Source organism: Nocardioides jensenii JCM 1364 = NBRC 14755 (genome assembly GCF_001552535.1).
Lineage (GTDB): Bacteria > Actinomycetota > Actinomycetes > Propionibacteriales > Nocardioidaceae > Nocardioides > Nocardioides jensenii.
Window position 1 is genome coordinate 1 of record NZ_BCRJ01000069.1, and the last position, 15,554, is coordinate 15,554.

Genomic DNA, 15,554 nt, shown 5'->3' on the forward strand with positions numbered 1-15,554 from the left:
GACTGGCGGCCGCCGATGCCCGGCACCGAGGCCGATCTCGCCACCGTGGCCGCCGACCCGTTGCGCAAGGCGGCCAACGACCAGGCCCTGGCGGCGATGCTCGGGGTCCAGGCCCTGCTGGTCGACGTGGCGCCGGCCTCGGAGGTCCTCGACCTGCACCGCGGCGAGTTCCTGCACGCCGGGCCGCCGATCGGGTGGGAAACGGCCTCCGGTCCCCTGCGCGGTGGCCTGATGGCCGGCGCCGCGCTCGAGGGCCTGGTCGACGATCCCGAGGCGGCAGTGGCGCTCTTCGAGTCCGGTGCCGGGGTCTCGCTCGAGCCGTGCCACCACCGCGGCACCGTCGGGCCGATGGCGGGCGTGGTGACGCCGTCGATGTGGATGTTCGTCCTCGAGGACCCGGCCACCGGCAAGCGGGCCCACTGCTCACTCAACGAGGGCCTGGGCAAGGTGCTGCGCTACGGCGCCTACTCGCCCGAAGTCCTCGAGCGGTTGCGCTGGATGTCGGCGGTCCTGGGGCCGGTCCTGCAGAAGGCGGTGCGCAGCAGTGGTCCGGTCGACGCGACCGGCATCCTCACCCAGATGCTCCAGATGGGCGACGAGGCACACAACCGCAACCGCGCCGGCACGCTGATGCTGCTGCGCGACCTGGCCCCGGCGATGGTCGATGCCGGGTTCCCATCCGCAGACGTCGCCGCGGCCCTGCGCTTCATCGGCGGCAACGACCACTTCTTCCTCAACGTGGCGATGCCGACCTGCAAGCTCGCCCTCGACGCGGCGCGGGGCGTCAACGGATCCACGATGGTCGTGGCGATGGCCCGCAACGGCACCGAGTTCGGCATCCAGACCTCCGGCACCGGCGACCAGTGGTTCACCGGACCGGCCCAGGTGGCCGACGGGCTCTTCCTCGGTGACTACGGCCCCGACGACGCCAACCCCGACATCGGCGACTCCGCCATCACCGAGACCGCCGGCATCGGCGGCTTCGCGATGGCGACCGCACCGGCCATCGTGCGCCTGGTCGGCGGCAGCGTGCCCGACGCCCTCGCCACCACCCGCCGGATGCACGAGATCACCCTCGGGGAGAACCCGCGCTGGTCGATCCCGGTGCTCGAGTTCCGGGGCGTGCCCAGCGGCATCGACGTCAGCCTGGTCTGCCGCACCGGCATCCTGCCGCAGATCAACACAGGCATGGCCGGCAAGGTGGCCGGCATCGGACAGGTGGGCGCCGGACTCGTGACTCCCCCGGCCGAGATCTTCCCGCAGGCACTGGCCGAGCTCGCGGCCCGAGCCCGGGCTCGCAACCCCAGCTGACGTCGACCCGTCGCGAGTTCGGGCTGACCCGTCGCGAGTTCGGGCTGACCCGTCGCCAGTTCGGGGTGACCCGTCGCCAGTTCGTCGACGAACCTCGTCCGACAGGTCACGCGGGCTGCCAGAAGGCGGCCTTCAGGTCGACCTTCCCGGAGGGGCGCATCGGGGTGTTCTCCTCCAGGTAGCACTGCCGCGCCTCGTCCTGGTGGCTCGGCGGCAGGGACCCGTCGGCGCGGACCACCCGCCACCACGGCACCGGCCCGCCGTGCAGCGCCATCACGTTGCCGACCAGCCGCGGTCCACCGATGCCCAGGATCTCGCCGACGACGTCGGCCACCGCACCGTACGTCGTCACGCGTCCGCGCGGCACGCGCTCGACGTACTGCAGCACTGCCTCGACGTACTCCTCGTTCACGTGACCAAGACTAGGGCGATGGCATCCCTCAGCTGCGCACCCAGTGGTAGTCCCAGGACTCGGCGTCCTCGTCGATGTCGAAGACCGGGACCACGCGCTGACTTCCACCGGTGAAGGTGGTGATGGTCGGCCCCTGCAGGGTCGTGGAGGCGATCAGGCCTCCCTCGGGTGCGATCGTGATCGGATTCTGCTCGTCGACGGAGACAACCCTCCCAGTCGCCGCATCGGCGAGCGCAAGCTCGGTGAAGCCGTTCTCGGTGGGGAACGGTGCCGCCCGGTAGCGCCCGCCGACGTGCTCGGCACCGTCGGCGAGGGCCGCGAGCTGAGCCAGGTCTCCCACGACCGGGTGGGCCCCGCCGGTTGCAGGGTCGACGGCCACCAGCGGTGTGCGGCTCAGCGGAGCGGTCTGCCCGGCGGTGGAGAACCACCAACCGGACGAGTCGGCCAGCTCCAGGCCCATCCCGCGGACCGCGCGCAGCTCGATCAGGTGTGTTCCGGAGAGCCGGTACCAGACCGGAGCATCGTCCTCCCCACGACGCAGCAGGCCCGACGGGTCCTGGAGCTCCAGATCCTCGACCGCTCCCTGCACCGAGCGCGCACGGCCGTTCCGTCCCAGGAGGACCAGGCCGGCCCCCGGGTCGACCAGCGCGGAGCGACCCACGACACCGAGCACCGTGCCGTCCTCCCGGCCCACGGCGTCCAGCTCAGCCGAGGTGTCCCCGAGCCAGAGGCTCCCCTCCACGGACGTCGCGGCCGTGTGACCGTCCGCCGAGAAGCCGATCTCCTCGACGTCGTCGGTCGGCAGCTCGACCGGCGTCCCGATCGGCTTGTCGAGGCGGAGGGCGAGCAGCCCGCCGCTGCCCTCCCGTTCCAGCACCATCAGGTCACCGACCCGGGCGACCACCTCGGCCGGTCCGTCGAGCAGCGACTCGGCCGTCTCGACGTCGCCGGTGAGCACGTCCTGCACCGAGACGAACTTCTCGGGACCCGGTTGGTCGGACCCAACGGACCCGTCGGACGCATCGCCCTGGGTCTCGGTGTGCACGACCAGGCGCTGGCCGTCCTCCAGCCGTGACGGGTCCCCGTCCAGCCCATCGATCGTGTCGACGGTGCCCTCGCTGAGATCGAGGTTCCAGATCGTGTCGTCCCCGAAGAAGCTGACCGTCCCCGGCACCGCCTGCCGGATCACCGCGTGCTCGGGCAGCCTCACCTCGTCGACGACCGTGCTCTCCCGGTCGACGACGTACGCCGTCCGGCCGCCGTGCACCACGGCGTACGTCGTGTGGCCGGCGCCGACTCCCTGCCCGGCCCTCACCACGGGACGGCCGGGATCACCGCACGCGCAGGCGGGCTCATCACCCGTGCACGCGACGACGCCGAGCATCGCCCCCACCAGCACCAGTCGGGTCCCGAGAAGAGTCAGAGATCTCATGCGGGTACGACGTACGACGAACGGGGGCGGTTCCGTTGGCCGGACACGACACGGCCCCCACCCGGTGCTCGCCGGGCGGGGGCCGTGACGTGGGTCAGGAGGTCAGAGCACAGGCTCGAACGGCTCGGTGCCGGGGACCAGGCGCAGCCCCGGGATCCCGGAGTGCTGCTGCGCATAGGCAAGCTCGCGGGAGAGGTCGCCGATGTTGTTCGACAACGGCAGCGGCGCCAGGCCGAGCGTGGAGAGCGTGCCGACGGCCTTGCCCTCGGCGTCCAGGAACGCGCTGCCCGAGTCACCGGGGACGCCGGGGGTCAGCGTGTAGAGCGGGTGCGACCAGCCGCCGTCCGCAGCGTCGTCGCCGAGGCTGATCCCGGTCTTGGGCGAGAGCAGGGTGATGCCGCCACGCAGGCTGGAGTTGCCGTAGGAGTAGACCTTGTCGCCGGTTGCGGTGCCGGTGGTGTTGATGCCGACCGGGCCACCCCAGAACGGAACCGACGGGTTCACCTTGGCGACGTCGGAGGCGCTCACCTTGACCAGTGCCAGGTCGTTGTAGGCGCACGTGTTGGCGTCTGTCTCACCCACGGCATGCATGGTGTTCCAGCTGCTGTAGGCAAGGGTCCCGGACCCGACCTGGGTGCCCTCGGAGAGCAGGCTGCCGCCCTCGTTGAAGGTGACCTTGGTGCCGAGCGGCAGGGTCCCGGAGTCACACCCGTTGGTGTCGGTGGCCTCTCCGGTTCCCGAGCAGTGGGCCGCCTGGCCGAGGTAGACGTTGCCGGCGTCGTCGGTGAAGACGAAGTTGGCGGTGCACTGGCCGCCCGACGTGTAGGTCTGGACGCCGGGGTGGATCGCGGCGGTCTCCGCCGGGGCCCAAGTCTGGGGGGTGACCACCGAGGTGGCCGCAGAGGTGGCCGCCTGGGCAGGCATCACGGTGACCGCCATGGCGACGGTGCTGGCTGCTGCGACTGCGCCGACGATCAGGCGAGCCGGGGTGAACTTCGGGGTGAAACGCATGAGATGCGTCCTCCAGTCGGTGTGTGGGGATATCTCCACCAACGACCCCTGGCTCGAAATGGTTACGACCCCATGGCCCGATCGGGCCATGGGGTCGCTGGGGTCAGTCAGTCAGTACGACGGCTGGCTGGGGTCGACCTGGTTGACCCAGGCCACCACGCCGCCACCGACGTGCACGGCGTTCTCGTAGCCGGCGCCCTTGACGATCGCCAGGCACTCGGCCGAGCGGACGCCGGACTTGCAGTGCAGCACGATCTGCTTGTCGGAGGGCAGCTGCTCGAGCGCGTTGCCGTTGAGGAACTCGCCCTTCGGGATCAACACGGCACCGGGGATGTTGTTGATCTCGGCCTCGTTGGGCTCACGCACGTCGACGAGCAGGAAGTCGGCGCCGCCGCTCTCCTTCTCCTTGATCATGTGCTCGAGCTGGGTCACCGAGATCGTCGAACCGACCGCAGCGTCGGCCGCCTCCTCGGAGATCGCGCCGCAGAACGCGTCGTAGTCGATCAGCTCGGTCACGGTGGCGTTCTCGCCGCAGAGCGCGCAGTTGGGGTCCTTGCGGACCTTCAGCTTGCGGTACTCCATCTCGAGTGCGTCATAGATCATCAGCTTGCCGACCAGCGGGTCGCCGATGCCGGTGAGCAGCTTGATGCCCTCGTTGACCTGGATCGAGCCGATGGCCGCGCAGAGCACACCGAGCACGCCGCCCTCGGCGCACGACGGGACCATGCCCGGCGGCGGGGGCTCGGGGTAGAGGCAGCGGTAGCAGGGTGCCTCGGCCGACGTGCCGTCCTCGGTGACCGCGTGCGGCCAGAAGACGGACGCCTGGCCGTCGAAGCGGTAGATCGAGCCCCACACGTAGGGGATCTTCAGGAAGTAGGCCGCATCGTTGACCATGTAGCGGGTGGCGAAGTTGTCGGTGCCGTCGAGGATCAGGTCGTAGCCCTCGAAGACGCCCAGGACGTTGTCGTTGTCGAGGCGACCCTCGTGGATGACCACGTTGACGTGCGGGTTGATCTCCTTGATGGAGTCACGCGCCGACTCCGACTTCGGCCGGCCGATGTCGGACTGGCCGTGGATGACCTGGCGCTGGAGGTTCGACTCGTCGACCTCGTCGAACTCCGCGATGCCGATCGTGCCGACACCGGCGGCGGCCAGGTAGAGCATCGCCGGGGAGCCGAGGCCGCCGGCGCCGATGACGAGAACCTTGGCGTTCTTGAGCCGCTTCTGCCCGGACATGCCGACGTCGGGAATGATCAGGTGCCGGCTGTAGCGGCGGACCTCGTCGATGGTCAGCTCGGCGGCTGGCTCCACGAGCGCGGGATAGGACACGGGACTCTCCTCGGACGGCAATGTGTGCTGACACCGGTGCAACGCAACGTACGGCCTCCATGTTCCCCGCGGCCGGGTCGAACACCGGTCACGTCCCGTCATCCGGACGAGGTCGGAACCAACAAAATCTTCGTCAGCCTCTTGCCTTGACCGCAAGTTCAGGACAAAAGTCCTCTCAGGACCGTTCGGTCCCGTCCACACTGCCGTCCTCGGCAGGATCGGATCTCCTCTCGGAAAGGCAGACACGTGAAGAAGTTGGCACCCGGCCTCCTGGCCGGAACCGCCGCGCTGGCGTTGAGCATGACCATGCTCCCGTCCGGCACAGCTGCACCGAGCCCCACCCCACAGGCGTCGGACTCGATCGCGAAGACCAAGCACGACAACCACAAGGGCCCCAAGACCCGGGAGCAGCAGAAGCAGCGTCAGAAGGCGCTGGCCATGCTCAGCAACGGCACCGCCACTCTCCAGAAGCAGCCGGGCGGAGGCGCCACCGTCGACCTCGGCAACGGCGAGTACGTCGAGTTCCCGATCGAGAAGGAGGACAAGATCTTCACTGTCCTCGCCGAGTTCGGCACCGAGGGATCCGGACGCTTCGGCCGCACCCCCGGCCCGCTGCACAACGCGATCCCCGAGCCCGACCGGGCCGTCGACAACTCCACGATCTGGGCCCCGGACTTCAACCAGGCTCACTACGAAGAGATGTTCAACGGCGACGGTGAGTCGTTCAAGAACTTCTACTCCCAGCTCTCCAGCGGCCGCTACACCGCGGTCAACACCGTCAGCGACTGGGTGACGGTGCCGGGCAACGCGTCCTCCTACGGCGACAACGCGATCGAGGACGACGGCGGCTCGTGGGCCTTCATCCAGGACAGCCTCAACGCCTGGTACGCCGGGCAGGTGGCGGCAGGGAAGACCACGGCGGAGATCGACGCCTACCTCGCACAGTTCGACGAGTGGGACCGTTACGACTTCGACGGCGACGGTGACTTCAACGAGCCCGACGGCTACCTCGACCACTTCCAGGCGGTGCACGCCGGTGAGGGTGAGGAAGCCGGCGCCGACCCCGATGCGATCTGGTCGCACCGCTGGTTCGTCAACGCCACCGACTACGGCGTGACCGGTCCCGAGGTTGGTGGCACCCCCAACCTGTACGGCGGCGCGAAGATCGGCGACTCGAAGTACTTCGTCGGCGACTACACCGTCGAGCCGGAGAACGGCGGCCTCGGCGTGTTCGCCCACGAGTTCGGCCACGACCTGGGTCTGCCGGACTACTACGACACCGCGGGTGGCGAGAACGGCACCGCGTTCTGGACCCTGATGTCCTCGGGCTCGTGGCTGGGCCACGGCGGCGTCGCCGACGGCATCGGCGGCACGCCCGGCCTGATGGGGCCGGAGGAGAAGCTCTACCTCGGTTGGCTGGACTACTCCGAGGTGAACGCCGGCGAGTCCGGAACCTTCGACCTCGGTCCGTCGCAGCACACCTACGAGGGCCAGGACCAGGCGATCAAGGTCAACCTGCCGGACGCATCGGTGACCAACGCCTACACCACGCCGCCCGAAGGTGCGCACGCGTGGTGGTCCGGCCGCGGCGATCAGCTGAACAACACGCTGACGCGTGAGGTCCCGGCCGCATCACGGGTGTCCGTGTCGGCCAGCTCCTGGTACCAGATCGAGGACGGCTACGACTACCTCTACGCGGAGTACTCCCTCGACAACGGCGCGACCTGGACGCAGATCGGGCGGCCGTTCACCGGGAACTCGAAGGACTGGGCCAGCCTGAAGCTGGCCTACCAGGCCGGTGGGCAGCCCTCGCTGTTCCGGTTCCGCTACCAGACCGACGGCGGCGTCAACGAGGCCGGCGCGTTCATCGACGAGGTCTCGATCAAGGCCGGCCGGGACTACGCCTTCACCGACGGCGCCGAGGCCGGCGACAACGGCTGGACGGCCAAGGGCTGGTCGGTCTCGACGGGCACGGAGACCAAGACCTCCACCCGTTACTACCTGCTCGAGAACCGTGCCTATGTCGGCTACGACGCCACCCTGCAGGTCGGTCCCTACCAGTTCTCCGAGGGTGTCACCCGCCCGAACTGGGTCGAGCACTTCCCGTTCCAGGACGGCATGCTGGTGTGGCTGGTCGACAACCGGTTCACCGACAACAACGTCTCCGCCCACCCGGGCGAGGGCTACGCGTTGCCGGTCGATGCCCGGCCCGCACCGATGACCTTCGGTGACGGGACCATGCCCACCAACCGCCGCCAGCCGTTCGACGCCACGTTCGGCCTGCAGGCCACCGACGACGTCTGCCTGCACAAGCAGGGCGCCGACGGTACGACGTACGAGGCATGCGCGCCCTCGTCGCCGGGCATCGCGACGTTCGACGACAGCGACCCCGAGGCCTACTGGAGTGCGGCCAACCCGCAGAACTCCGTGAAGGTGGCCGGGGTCGGGGTCACTGCCACCGTGACGGCACGGCAGGGCGACGTGCTGACTGTCCAGGTCGACAACCCGTGACCTGAGCTCACCCACTGTGTCGGCCCCGTCCGCCCGGAACCCACCGGGCAGGCGGGGCCGACCAGTACCTACGGGTAGGCTTCCGTCGACGGGCAGGCGACGCCATCGCACCGGAACGAGGAGCATGCATTGAGCAGTGGGCACGACGACCTGGGTGAGGTTCGCCCCCGCGGCGGGCGCATGCCGCGCAAGGCACGCCGGGCGCAGCTGCTCGGTGCGGCGCTGGAGGTGTTCGTCGCCCAGGGCTACCACGCGGCCGCGATGGACGAGATCGCCGATCGCGCCGGCGTCTCCAAGCCCGTGCTCTACCAGCACTTCCCCGGCAAGCTCGACCTCTACCTCGCGCTCCTGGACACGTCGTGCGAGACCATCATCGCCAACTGCCGCGCCGCGCTCGAGTCCACCGAGGACAACAAGCTGCGCGTGGGCGCGACCATGGCGGCCTTCTTCGAGTACGTCTCCTCCGAGACCGGTGCATTCCGTCTGGTCTTCGAGTCCGACCTGACCAACGAGCCCGCCGTCCGCGACCAGGTCGAGCGGGTGACCCGTGAGTGCGCCGAGCTGATCGCGGACGTGATCCACGAGGACACCGCGCTCCCCGGCGAGGCGTCTCACCTGCTCGCAGTGTCCTTGGTCGGCATGGCCCAGGTCAGTGCCCGCTACTGGCTCACCGACTCCTCGAGCATCGACCGCGAAGACGCCGCCAGCCTGATCGCCGGGTTGGCCTGGCGCGGCATTCGCGGCTACCCCCTTCAAGACTGAAACACCCACACGAACAGAGAGGAAGGCCCCCGCCATGGAGGTCAAGATCGGCATCCAGCAGGCTCAGCGAGAGCTCGTCGTCGACGTCGAGCTCGAGGTCGACGAGGTCGAGAAGCTGGTCAGCGAAGCGGTCACCGCCGACGGAGTCGTGGCGCTCACCGACATCAAGGGACGCCGGGTGCTCGTGCCGGCCGCCCGACTCGCCTACGTCGAGATCGGCACCGGGGCCGCGGGCCAGGTCGGGTTCCGCTCCTGAACGGACCCCCTCGAGAGGACATCAGATGGTCATCGACATGCTGTGGGCGCTGATCGGGGGCACTGTCATCGGATTCCTGGGCAAGGCAGCGGCACCCGGAGACCGGGACAACATCCCCCTCTGGCTCACTGTCATCTGCGGCATCGGTGGTGTGCTGATCGGGACCTGGGCCTACACCCAGTTCTTCGACTCCAGCACCGGTGGCGTGGACTGGTGGCGCCACATCTGGCAGATCGTGACCGCCGCGATCCTGGTGATGATCGCGGCAGGCCTCACCGGCCGGCGACGCTGAGCCAGTCGCCGCGCCGTTTCGGCAGGGAGTCCGTCAGTCGATGGCCTGCTCCAGGCCGAGCGCGTCTTCCTTCTCCTCCTTGCGCACCGTGGTGCGCAACTCGGTGACCGGCATCATCCACACCGCCACCAGCGTGATCACCGCGATGACACCTGCCACCACGAAGATGTAGCCGGTGCTGTCGCCGTAGGCGTGCCGGATGATGGTCAGGAACGGCTCCGGAACCTTGTCGAGGTCGAGGTTGCCGCCACCGGTGGCGTCGTCAGGCACCGGGAGGCCCTTGGCCTGCAGCCCGGACGCGATGTGGTCGCCGACCCGGTTGGTCAGGATCGCGCCGAGCACGGCGATGCCGACGGTGCCGCCGAGCGAGCGGAAGAAGCTGACCACGCCACTGGCCGCGCCGATGTCGCGTACGTCGACCGTGTTCTGCACGACGAGCACCAGGTTCTGCATCAGCGTGCCCTGACCGACGCCCATCAGGATCATGTAGGCGCTGAGGTGCCACACCGGGGTCGTGTGGTCGGTGGGGCCCATCAACATCAGGCCGGCGATCAGGATCACGGTGCCGGCGAGCATGTAGGGCTTCCAGATCCCGGTGCGCGTGATCAGCTGGCCCGACACGGTCGCGCCGACCATGCTGCCGAGGATCAGCGGCAGCATCAGCAAGCCGGCCTCGGTGGGCGTGAAGCCCTGGGCCACCTGGAAGAACTGGCTGAGGAAGACCGACGTACCGAACTGCGCGATGCCGACCGCGATGCTGGCCACGATGGCGAGCATGGTCGTCTTCTCGAGCAGGATCTTCGGCGGGATCAGCGGCTCCGGGTGGCTGCGCTCCACGAAGACGAGCGCGATCACCGCGAGCACGGCGGGCACCAGGAGGTAGCCCGTCTCACGCGAGGCCCAGTCGAAGTTCTTGCCGGCGAACGAGACCCAGACCAGGGGAAGGCTGGCGGCGACGGCGATCAGGCCCGCGCCCCACCAGTCGATGTGCACGTCGCGACGCACGGTGTCGAGGTGGAGGAACTTCTGCAGCATGCCGAGTCCGACCAACGAGATCGGGACCGCCGCCCAGAAGCACCAGCGCCAGCCGAGCGTGTCGACCAAGAGGCCACCGAGCAACGGTCCCGAGACCGTGGCCACGGCCATCGTGGCGGCCATGTAGCCGCTGTAGCGGCCGCGCTCACGCGGCGGGATGATCGAACCGAGGATGGACTGTGCCAGTGCCATCAGGCCTCCGACGCCGAGCCCCTGGAGGCCACGGGCGCAGAGCAGCTGCGGCACGTTGTCGGCGAAGCCCGCGGCCAGCGATCCCAGCAGGAAGATCACGCCGGAGATCTGGACCAGCAGCTTCTTGTCGAACAGGTCGGACAGCTTCGACCAGATCGGGCTGGAGACCGTCATCATCAACAGCGTGATGGTCACGACCCAGGTGTACTGGGTCTGGTTGCCGTGCAGGTCGCCGATGATCGTCGGCAGCGCGGTGCTGACGATGGTCGAGCTGACCATGGCCACGAAGAGCATCGACAGCAGGCCCGCGAGGACCTCCATGATCTCCTTCTGGCTCAGGTTCGGCTCGTCGTAGACGGGCTGGTTGCTCATGGGTGTTCCTTGTCGTTGTTCACGTGCGTGGTGCGACCTGTGTCGCGCCCCAGGGCGGGCACGATGTGGTCGGAGATCTCGTCGAGCAGTGCCGCGGCGGCGTGGACCTTGGCCTCGTCCCAGTCGGTGAAGTGCTCCTGCATGCCGGCGACGTACGCCGTCCGCATGGCGGTCAGTCGGCTGCGACCGGCCTCGGTCAGCGCGATCAGCTCGGCGCGACCGTCCTCGGGGTCCCGACGGCGTACGACGAGCTGCTGCTCGTCGAGCGCGACCAGCTGGCGACTGATCACCGAGGGCCCGACCCCGAGCGACTCGGCGATGAAACCGGGTCGGCTCTCGCCGTGCTCGGCGAGCGTGCGCAAGATCGTGACGTCGGAGCGCTTGAGGGCTCCGGGGAGCTGCACCCACAGGTTCGCCGTCGACCGGATCGTGCGGGTGAACCGGAAGAGGCTGGAGGCGAACTCCTCGAAGGCGACGGCGTGCGCGGACCTCTCCACACCCACCGAGGATTGCTTGACCATGTCAAACATTATGCAACGATTGATTTCATCAACCAAATAACTGCAGGGGTGACGTCCGCCACCAGGCGATCAGCCCGTGGATCGTCCGGGTCAGCAGGCCGCGCTCAGCCGGCCCGACTCAACGGCGCGCTCTCAGTGGGCCAGGCCGAGCTCGGCCATCCGAGCCGCGTGGCGCTCGGTGAGCCGGTTGAACATCCGACCGATCGCCGCGAGGTCCAGCCCGGGGCGGTCGACACCCCCGGCCAGCAACGCCGAGAGGGCATCGCGGTCGGCAGCGACCCGCTGCGCCTGGGAGAGCGCCTCCCCCATCAGCCGTCGACCCCACAGGGCCAGCGGGCCGCCCACACGGTGATCGGCGACGATCCCCTCGCGCACCCGCTCGACCACGAACTCACTGTGCGTGGTTCGCTCCAGCGAGGTGAGGATCAGGTCGCGGGTGTCGACGTCGACGAAGGCTGCGATCTCGGCGTAGAAGTCCCGGGCCAGGCCGTCCCCGACGTACGCCTTGACCAGGCCCTCCAGCCACGTCGAGGGCGAGGTGTGGGCGTGGAAGGAGTCCACCGCCTGACGGAACGGCGCCATCGCCTCGAACGGGTCGGCACCCAGGGACTCCAGTCGCTCCCGGAACCTCAGCACGTTGTCGAACTCGGCACTGGCCATCGTGGCCAGGGCGACCTTGTCCTGGAGGGTGGGCGCCAGCTTGGCGTCCTCGGCAAGGCGCTCGAAGGCCGAGATCTCGCCGTACGCGATCACTCCCAGCAGGTCGACGACCGCGGCACGGTAGGTCGGGTCGGAGAAGGCAACACCGTCGCCGTCGGTCGGGGATTCAGTCATGTTCGCAGCGTACCGATAGACTTGAGGTCATTGCGTGGCGCGACCAAGTTCGCGCCCCCCTCTCGGCATCGCACCGGGACCCGCCCACCAGGGCCCGTCCAGCAGACGCAGGTGCCGGCGCATGTGCGCGGCGGATCCGCCTCCGGAGTCGGCCGCACAGACCTACACACGGAAATGAATACGCACTTGACCACCTTCAGAGAACTCGGCGTGCTGCCCGAAATCGCAGACGCCCTCGAACGCGCCGGCATCGTCGAGCCGTTCCCCATCCAGGAGATGACCCTCTCCGTCGCACTGCTGGGCACCGACATGATCGGCCAGGCCCGCACCGGCACCGGCAAGACGCTGGCCTTCGGCATCCCGATCCTGCAGCGCACCGTCGCGGCCCACGACCCCGACTACGCCGAGATGGCGCAGGGCAAGCCCCAGGCCCTCATCGTCGCCCCGACCCGCGAGCTCGCGCTCCAGGTCTCCAACGACCTCCACCTGGCCGGCACCGACCGAGGCATCCGCGTGCTCACCGTGTACGGCGGCGTGGGCTACGACCCGCAGCTCGACGCCCTCAAGTCCGGCGTCGACGTGGTGGTCGGCACCCCGGGCCGCCTGATCGACCTGGCCAACCGCAGGGCCCTCGACCTCTCCCACGTGAAGTCCGTCGTGCTCGACGAGGCCGACGAGATGCTGGACCTCGGCTTCCTGCCCGACGTCGAGCGCCTGCTCAGCATGACCCCCGAGACCCGGCAGACCATGCTGTTCTCGGCCACCATGCCGGCCGCGATCATCGCCCTGGCCCGCACGCACATGCGCCACCCGATGAACATCCGCGCGGAGTCCGCCTCGGACGACCAGATGGTGCCGGCCACGGCCCAGTTCATCTACCAGGCCCACGGCCTCGACAAGCCCGAGATCATCGGCCGCGTCCTCCAGGCCGACGACGCCGACAAGGTCATCGTCTTCACCCGCACCAAGCGCCAGTCGCAGCGCATCGCCGACGACCTGACCGAACGCGGCTTCAACGCCAGCCCGCTCCACGGCGACATGCAGCAGTCCTCACGCGAGAAGGCGATGACACGCTTCCGCGAGGACAAGATCAAGGTCCTGGTCGCCACCGACGTCGCCGCCCGAGGCATCGACGTGGCCGGCGTCTCCCACGTCATCAACTACACGTGCCCCGAGGACGACAAGACCTACGTGCACCGCATCGGCCGCACGGGTCGAGCGGGTGCCACCGGCACTGCGATCACGTTCGTGGACTGGGCCGACCTGACCCGCTGGAAGGTCATCAACAAGACCCTCGGTCTGCCCTTCGAGGAGCCGCAGGAGACCTACTCCACGTCCGAGCACCTCTACCACGACCAGGGCATCCCGGTCGGCACCAAGGGCCGCATCAAGGACCCCGCGCCGGTCGAGAAGAAGCCGTCCACCCGTGACGCGGACCGCAGCCGCCGTTCCGGTGGCCACGGGGGCCAGGGTCCCGCCTCGTCCGAGGGTGGCGAGAAGTCGAGCGCCCCGCGCAAGCGCAACCGCAACCGCCGTCGTACCCGCAGCGGCGAGTCGGTCGCCGCGAACACCACCCAGGCCGACTGACCGGTCGCCAGGACTCACACCGACCCGTCGCGAGTTCCTCGCGGCGGGTCGGTGTCATTTCAGGATCAGGGGACGTCCGGCACCACGGTCGCGGGAACAACCGCACCGCAGGAGGTCACGCCGGAGCCTCACGAGGGCGTTGCGGCGTCAGACGACGACGACCTCGGTGCCGATCGGGGCGAAGTCCCACAGGGCTCGGGCGTCGTCGGTGCGCTGGCGGATGCATCCGTGGGACAGCGGCGTGCCCAGCTGCTCGAGCGTCTGGACCGGTGCACCGTCATCGACCGGGATGTCGTGGAAGCCGATGGCCGCATTGGGACCGTGCGCGAAACGGACGAACCAGCGCATGGTGCCGGAGTCGTCGATGCCCCACGCCTGTTCGGAACGCGAGAACACGGCGTACGAACCGGGCTGCAGGTTGTCGTAGACACTGCCCGAGACGAGGTAGCTGCGCTCGACCTCGTCGTCGTCGGAGATCAGCCAGACCCGCTGATCGTTCTGGCTGAACACCACGCGCCTGCCCTCACCCGAGTCGGCCGGCGCGACGTCCGGGTCGACGTCGAGGACCGGGGCCCGCGACACCGACTTCATCGGCACCCGGGCGGTGCTGCGGTTGCTCGAGAGCTGATCGGTGACGGCGGACTGGTCCTGGGACGGCGAGCTCTGCGAGGACATCGCCGATCCGACCGAGGTGGTGAGCGCGGCCGCACCGGACCCACCGGTCGGCAGCACACCCAGGCCGCCGAGCACCGCGGTCATGGTCACCATGACCGAGGCCACCACGGCGACGATCCGGCCGTAGCGCGGCCGGATCGGCTCCATGCGGTGACGGCTCACGACAGACTCACTTGCCCGACCGCAGCTTCACCAGGTTCGCGGCCACCTCGCGGTAGGCCATCGCACCCTTGTTGCTGCGGTTCGTGGACAGGATCGAGCGCCCGGCCGCAGGGGCCTCGGCGAACTTGATCGTCTTCGGGATCGGCGGCTCGATGACGGCCAGGTCGTAGGTCTCGGAAATGGTCTCGAGCACCGTTCGGGAGTGGTTGGTGCGTCCGTCGAACAGGGTCGGGAGCACGCCCCACACCTTGAGCTTGCGGTTGGTGAACTTGCGGACGTCGTGCACCGTGTCCAGCAGCTGGCCGACGCCGCGGTGCGAGAGCGTCTCGCACTGCAGCGGGATCAGCACGCCCTGGGCGGCGGTGAGGGCGGCCACCGTGAGCACCCCGAGGGACGGAGGGCAGTCCAGGAGCACCCAGTCGTAGTGCACACCGGACTCCTCGAGGTCCTCGAGGGCACCTTTGATCACGTGCTCGCGACCCGTGCGGGTCAGCAGGTCGGCCTCGGCGCGGGCCAGCTCGATCGTGGCCGGCAGGAGGTCGACGCCGTCCTCGGTGGCGATGACGATCTCGCTCGCGTCGAGCCCCTTGGTCAGCACGTGGTGCACGGAGAGCTCGAGGTCCTCGGGGTCGATGCCGAGGGAGAAGGTGAGACAGGCCTGCGGGTCGAGATCGACGAGCAGGACTCGGTGGCCGAGTTCGGCGAGTGCGGCGCCCAGCGAGGCCACGGTCGTGGTCTTGGCGACGCCGCCCTTCTGGTTGGCGATCGCGAGCGTTGTGGTGGTCATCGTGCCCCATCATGCCTGACCGCGCCAGGCGTGCGGCACAGGCATGCCGCACCGGCGCCGGCGGGGTGACTCA

At 69.1% G+C, this 15,554-nt stretch carries 15 protein-coding genes; 6 read left to right on the plus strand and 9 right to left on the minus strand.

The features are described 5' to 3' along the window. Positions 1-1,311: YlbE family protein (locus NJ4_RS14990; protein ID WP_067436787.1), on the plus strand; the 1,311-nt coding region annotated here is incomplete at its 5' end. Positions 1,312-1,417: 106 nt separating this feature from the next. Here the strand turns inward: NJ4_RS14990 and NJ4_RS14995 are convergent. The 4 genes from NJ4_RS14995 to moeZ form a co-directional block, all read right to left on the minus strand. After that, positions 1,418-1,723, minus strand: coding sequence for an MGMT family protein (locus tag NJ4_RS14995; protein WP_067436790.1), 306 nt, complete (start codon positions 1,721-1,723; stop codon positions 1,418-1,420). A 28-nt stretch (positions 1,724-1,751) separates the two neighbouring features. Next, positions 1,752-3,155, minus strand: a complete 1,404-nt coding sequence (locus NJ4_RS15000) for a hypothetical protein (protein WP_157551150.1) — start codon at positions 3,153-3,155, stop codon at positions 1,752-1,754. 102 nt (positions 3,156-3,257) lie between these two features. Then, positions 3,258-4,166, minus strand: coding sequence for a serine protease family protein (locus tag NJ4_RS15005; RefSeq protein WP_245644583.1), 909 nt, complete (start codon positions 4,164-4,166; stop codon positions 3,258-3,260). Positions 4,167-4,277: 111 nt separating this feature from the next. After that, positions 4,278-5,495 carry an adenylyltransferase/sulfurtransferase MoeZ gene (moeZ, locus tag NJ4_RS15010; protein WP_067436797.1) on the minus strand — a complete coding sequence of 406 codons (1,218 nt, stop codon included), beginning with the start codon at positions 5,493-5,495 and terminating at the stop codon, positions 4,278-4,280. Between the two features lie 246 nt (positions 5,496-5,741). Between moeZ and NJ4_RS15015 the strand changes: the two genes are divergently transcribed. The 4 genes from NJ4_RS15015 (at position 5,742) to NJ4_RS15030 (ending at position 9,316) form a co-directional block, all read left to right on the plus strand. Continuing rightward, positions 5,742-8,006 (plus strand): immune inhibitor A domain-containing protein, encoded by a 2,265-nt coding sequence (locus NJ4_RS15015; protein ID WP_067436800.1) that lies wholly within the window; start codon positions 5,742-5,744, stop codon positions 8,004-8,006. Between the two features lie 180 nt (positions 8,007-8,186). Continuing rightward, positions 8,187-8,768: a TetR/AcrR family transcriptional regulator gene (locus tag NJ4_RS15020; protein ID WP_067436803.1), complete on the plus strand. Its 582-nt coding sequence runs from the start codon at positions 8,187-8,189 to the stop codon at positions 8,766-8,768. Between the two features lie 34 nt (positions 8,769-8,802). Next, entirely contained in the window at positions 8,803-9,024 is a 222-nt protein-coding gene (locus NJ4_RS15025) for a DUF3107 domain-containing protein (protein WP_067436806.1), read from the plus strand. 25 nt (positions 9,025-9,049) lie between these two features. Further along, a complete protein-coding gene (locus NJ4_RS15030) occupies positions 9,050-9,316 on the plus strand; it encodes a GlsB/YeaQ/YmgE family stress response membrane protein (protein WP_067436809.1) in 267 nt (88 codons plus the stop codon). A gap of 33 nt (positions 9,317-9,349) precedes the next feature. Here NJ4_RS15030 and NJ4_RS15035 read toward each other — a convergent pair whose 3' ends face one another. From NJ4_RS15035 to NJ4_RS15045, 3 genes are all read right to left on the minus strand, one after another. Further along, positions 9,350-10,915: an MDR family MFS transporter gene (locus tag NJ4_RS15035; RefSeq protein ID WP_082748685.1), complete on the minus strand. Its 1,566-nt coding sequence runs from the start codon at positions 10,913-10,915 to the stop codon at positions 9,350-9,352. Beyond that, a complete protein-coding gene (locus NJ4_RS15040) occupies positions 10,912-11,436 on the minus strand; it encodes a MarR family winged helix-turn-helix transcriptional regulator (RefSeq protein ID WP_067436813.1) in 525 nt (174 codons plus the stop codon). Before NJ4_RS15040 ends, NJ4_RS15035 begins: the two co-directional genes overlap by 4 nt. Positions 11,437-11,568: 132 nt before the next feature. Next, positions 11,569-12,270, minus strand: coding sequence for a ferritin-like fold-containing protein (locus NJ4_RS15045; protein ID WP_067436816.1), 702 nt, complete (start codon positions 12,268-12,270; stop codon positions 11,569-11,571). A gap of 174 nt (positions 12,271-12,444) precedes the next feature. On the opposite strand from NJ4_RS15045, the gene NJ4_RS15050 reads away from it, so the two are divergent. Further along, positions 12,445-13,857: a DEAD/DEAH box helicase gene (locus NJ4_RS15050; RefSeq protein ID WP_067436819.1), complete on the plus strand. Its 1,413-nt coding sequence runs from the start codon at positions 12,445-12,447 to the stop codon at positions 13,855-13,857. Positions 13,858-14,004: 147 nt separating this feature from the next. Here the strand turns inward: NJ4_RS15050 and NJ4_RS15055 are convergent, their stop codons facing one another. Then, positions 14,005-14,694, minus strand: coding sequence for a L,D-transpeptidase (locus NJ4_RS15055; protein WP_157551151.1), 690 nt, complete (start codon positions 14,692-14,694; stop codon positions 14,005-14,007). Positions 14,695-14,701: 7 nt separating this feature from the next. Next, a complete protein-coding gene (locus tag NJ4_RS15060; RefSeq protein ID WP_067436825.1) occupies positions 14,702-15,481 on the minus strand; it encodes a ParA family protein in 780 nt (259 codons plus the stop codon). Between the last annotated feature and the right edge of the window lie 73 nt (positions 15,482-15,554).

Coding starts and splice junctions, on each gene's coding strand:
- NJ4_RS15030 (WP_067436809.1), top strand. CDS start 9,050: ATGGTCATCGACATGCTGTGGGCGCTGATCGGGGGCACTGTCATCGGA.
- NJ4_RS15000 (WP_157551150.1), bottom strand. CDS start 3,155: ATGAGATCTCTGACTCTTCTCGGGACCCGACTGGTGCTGGTGGGGGCG.
- NJ4_RS15020 (WP_067436803.1), top strand. CDS start 8,187: ATGCCGCGCAAGGCACGCCGGGCGCAGCTGCTCGGTGCGGCGCTGGAG.
- NJ4_RS15025 (WP_067436806.1), top strand. CDS start 8,803: ATGGAGGTCAAGATCGGCATCCAGCAGGCTCAGCGAGAGCTCGTCGTC.
- NJ4_RS15005 (WP_245644583.1), bottom strand. CDS start 4,166: ATGCGTTTCACCCCGAAGTTCACCCCGGCTCGCCTGATCGTCGGCGCA.
- NJ4_RS15040 (WP_067436813.1), bottom strand. CDS start 11,436: ATGGTCAAGCAATCCTCGGTGGGTGTGGAGAGGTCCGCGCACGCCGTC.
- NJ4_RS15035 (WP_082748685.1), bottom strand. CDS start 10,915: ATGAGCAACCAGCCCGTCTACGACGAGCCGAACCTGAGCCAGAAGGAG.
- NJ4_RS15060 (WP_067436825.1), bottom strand. CDS start 15,481: ATGACCACCACAACGCTCGCGATCGCCAACCAGAAGGGCGGCGTCGCC.
- NJ4_RS15050 (WP_067436819.1), top strand. CDS start 12,445: ATGAATACGCACTTGACCACCTTCAGAGAACTCGGCGTGCTGCCCGAA.
- NJ4_RS15045 (WP_067436816.1), bottom strand. CDS start 12,270: ATGACTGAATCCCCGACCGACGGCGACGGTGTTGCCTTCTCCGACCCG.